This window comes from Priestia sp. P5_B4 (assembly GCF_056400385.1).
Map to the genome: position 1 here is coordinate 1 of NZ_JBFULJ010000457.1, position 3,071 is coordinate 3,071.

At 36.7% G+C, this 3,071-nt stretch carries 3 protein-coding genes; 1 reads left to right on the forward strand and 2 read right to left on the reverse strand.

Annotated elements, in window-relative coordinates; translation table 11 throughout:
- Nucleotides 1-620 (reverse strand): dihydroxy-acid dehydratase domain-containing protein (locus AC1DRF_RS21205; protein ID WP_477741617.1); only part of this gene is annotated, 620 nt, incomplete at its 3' end.
- Between the two features lie 225 nt (nt 621-845).
- Here AC1DRF_RS21205 and AC1DRF_RS21210 point away from each other — a divergent pair.
- Complete coding sequence (locus tag AC1DRF_RS21210; RefSeq protein WP_477741618.1) at nt 846-1,790, forward strand: lysophospholipase; 945 nt, start codon at nt 846-848, stop codon at nt 1,788-1,790.
- 19 nt (nt 1,791-1,809) lie between these two features.
- Here AC1DRF_RS21210 and AC1DRF_RS21215 read toward each other — a convergent pair whose 3' ends face one another.
- Nucleotides 1,810-2,736, reverse strand: coding sequence for a manganese-dependent inorganic pyrophosphatase (locus AC1DRF_RS21215; protein WP_014459925.1), 927 nt, complete (start codon nt 2,734-2,736; stop codon nt 1,810-1,812).
- Nucleotides 2,737-3,071 lie beyond the last annotated feature (335 nt).

Genomic DNA, 3,071 nt, shown 5'->3' on the forward strand with positions numbered 1-3,071 from the left:
AAGCAGTTCATTGAGTTCGCTGTAAACATTCCTGAACAAGATCCGCATGTCGGACAGCCGAATTGTTCTAATTCAAGCAATCCTTTATCATCAAGTTTACCCGCTTGATGAGCTCCTACGCCTTCAAATACTGAAGAAAGAGAAATCTTACGACCGTCGCTCGTTACGCCAGCCTTCATTGGTCCGCCGCTAACAAAAACTGTCGGAATATTCAGACGTAATGAAGCCATTAACATCCCAGGCGTGATTTTATCACAGTTTGGAATACATACCATTCCATCAAACCAGTGAGCAGATACTACCGTTTCAACTGAGTCAGCAATGATTTCACGACTTGGTAATGAATAGCGCATACCGATATGTCCCATCGCAATACCGTCATCTACACCGATAGTGTTCATTTCAAAAGGTACGCCACCAGCTTCGCGAATCGCATCTTTTACGATTTTACCAAACTCTTGTAAGTGAACATGACCTGGTACAATATCAATATATGAATTGACAACCGCAATAAACGGTTTGCCGAAATCCTCTTCTTTTACACCAGCTGCACGCAGTAGGCTGCGGTGCGGTGCTCTGTCGAATCCTTTTTTGATCATGTTACTTCTTAATTCTGCCACAATAATTCCCTCCGTATTCATCTAACCTATTAAAAACTGAATCTTTTTAAATTGTTTAATAATTTTTAATATAAATACTAATTTAACAAATCACATAATGGTTTGTAAAGGTTTATGACAAAATAATCATTTTTTATTTCAAAATAGTAAAATCACCTGCATAAATTAGTATAATATATACATATATCCCTTATTTTACAGGAAAGCAGAAGGTGGATGCTGAGCATGAAACAATCCTTTTACTACAGAGGTCATCAGGAAAAAGAAATATTTGCACAAAAATGGGATGTTGAAAACAATTCTGCAAAAGGCGTTGTTCAAATAGCCCATGGGATGGCCGAACATATTGGACGCTACGAATACTTTGCTAGTGTATTAACTCAACATGGCTACATCGTATATGGAAATGATCACCGCGGTCACGGTCAAACAGCTTTAAAAGATGAAGAAAAGCGTTTTTTTGCTGAAGAAAATGGTTTTGACACCGTAGTTTACGACATGATTGCTCTGACTAAGCACATTTCAACGGAACATTCCGGCTTCCCAATCTTTCTTTTCGGTCACAGCATGGGTTCTTTTCTAACGAGAAGATATATTCAATTGAATACAGAGCACATTCATGGTGTGATGCTCTCAGGTACTGGCAGCATTCCTTCCCTTTCACTGAAGGGCGGCATATTAGCTGCGAAAATAGAGAAAAAAAGAAAAGGATTACGATCTGCTAGTCCATTGCTTGATAAACTTTCTTTTGGACAGTATAACAAATCCTTTCATCCTGCTCGAACACCTTTTGATTGGTTAAGTCAAGATAATGAGGCTGTAGATTTATATGTAAATGACCCTTACTGCGGAGGAGTTTTCACAGCAGGATTTTTCTATGACTTATTAACAGGAATCAAACAAATCTCTAACTTAGCTAATATAAAGCTAGTACCATCAAACCTGCCTGTTTATTTAATATCTGGAGAACATGATCCAGTAGGCAGCTATACAAAAGGGGTACTCAAAGTATATAACGACTTTAAAAAAGCCGGATTGCAGGACGTAAGCTACCGCTTTTTTACACAGTGCCGTCATGAGTTGCTTAATGAATTAATTAAAGATGAAGTGATAGAAGATATACTAAATTGGCTTGACGTGCATATGGACAAAAAAACGGTTCGTGTTTAAACACGAACCGTTTTTTTTATTAAGCAAATACAGATGTTAATACAGGAACTACTTGCTTTTTACGTGATACAACGCCTTCTAAGACAGCTGTATTGTTTTCAAGCGTTACGTTGTATGCTTCTTCTACTTTTGAAGCAGCAGAACCTAGTGCTAATGCAGTAGAGTTGCTGTTTAAAATATCTGTAACAACTAAAAGGAATAATTGTAATCCTTTTTCTTCGATTGTTTTAGTAATAGCTTCTTCCAATTCAACTTTGCGCACTAAAACGTCGTTTACATCAATTGCATTCACTTGTGCAATTTCTACTTTACTTGTACCCATGCTGAATTCTTTAGCATCTAATGAAATTAATTGTGAAGCTGTTTTATCGCCTAAGTCAGCTCCAGCTTTCAGCATTGCTAATCCGTACTCTTCTGCATCTACACCTGCAATTTCCGCTAATTCTTTAGCAGCTGCAACGTCTTGGTCTGTGCAAGTTGGTGATTTGAATAATAAAGAATCAGAAATGATAGCTGATAGCATAAGACCTGCGATGTTAGGTTCAATTTCTACGCCGTTTTCTTTATACATCTTGTTTAAGATCGTTGCCGTACATCCAACTGGCTCTGCACGATAGTATAAAGGATCTGCTGTTTCAAAGTTAGCAATACGGTGATGATCAATTACTTCAAGCACACGAACTTGATCAATATCGTTTGCACTTTGCTGGCGTTCGTTGTGGTCCACTAAAATAACTTCATTTGTTTCTTTAGATACTTCATCAACGAAACGTGGTAGTTCAGCGTTGAACTTTTCAAGAGCAAATTGCGTTTCACCGTTAATATCGCCTAATCGAATTGGTTCAGCGTCTACACCTAATTTATTCTTTAAATCAGCGTATGCAATTGCAGAACAGATTGTATCTGTGTCAGGATTTTTATGTCCAAAAATTAACGTCTTTGCCATCTTAAATCTCTCTCCTTCTTACGTATGTAAATAGCATTCTTGCGTAAAATTAGTTAATTCGTTCACGCAACATTGCCATTTTAACATAAACTTTTACATTATTTTAATTTTTTTGCGAAAAATGATGTTCATCCGCAGATATTTTGCCATTTTGTATCTTTTTCATAGTAAAAACACCTCTATTTCCGATATAAATAGAGGGTTTTATAGGTTCATTATATAAAAATTAGTGATAAAACACAACCCGTCTCTTCATCACTTGATAGCTAACTTAAACGCAGTATCTTGCCAATTTTTATAAAGAAAAAGTAAGGAAGCAGTGACTATTATTAAAG

Coding starts and splice junctions, on each gene's coding strand:
- AC1DRF_RS21210 (WP_477741618.1), top strand. CDS start 846: ATGAAACAATCCTTTTACTACAGAGGTCATCAGGAAAAAGAAATATTT.
- AC1DRF_RS21215 (WP_014459925.1), bottom strand. CDS start 2,736: ATGGCAAAGACGTTAATTTTTGGACATAAAAATCCTGACACAGATACA.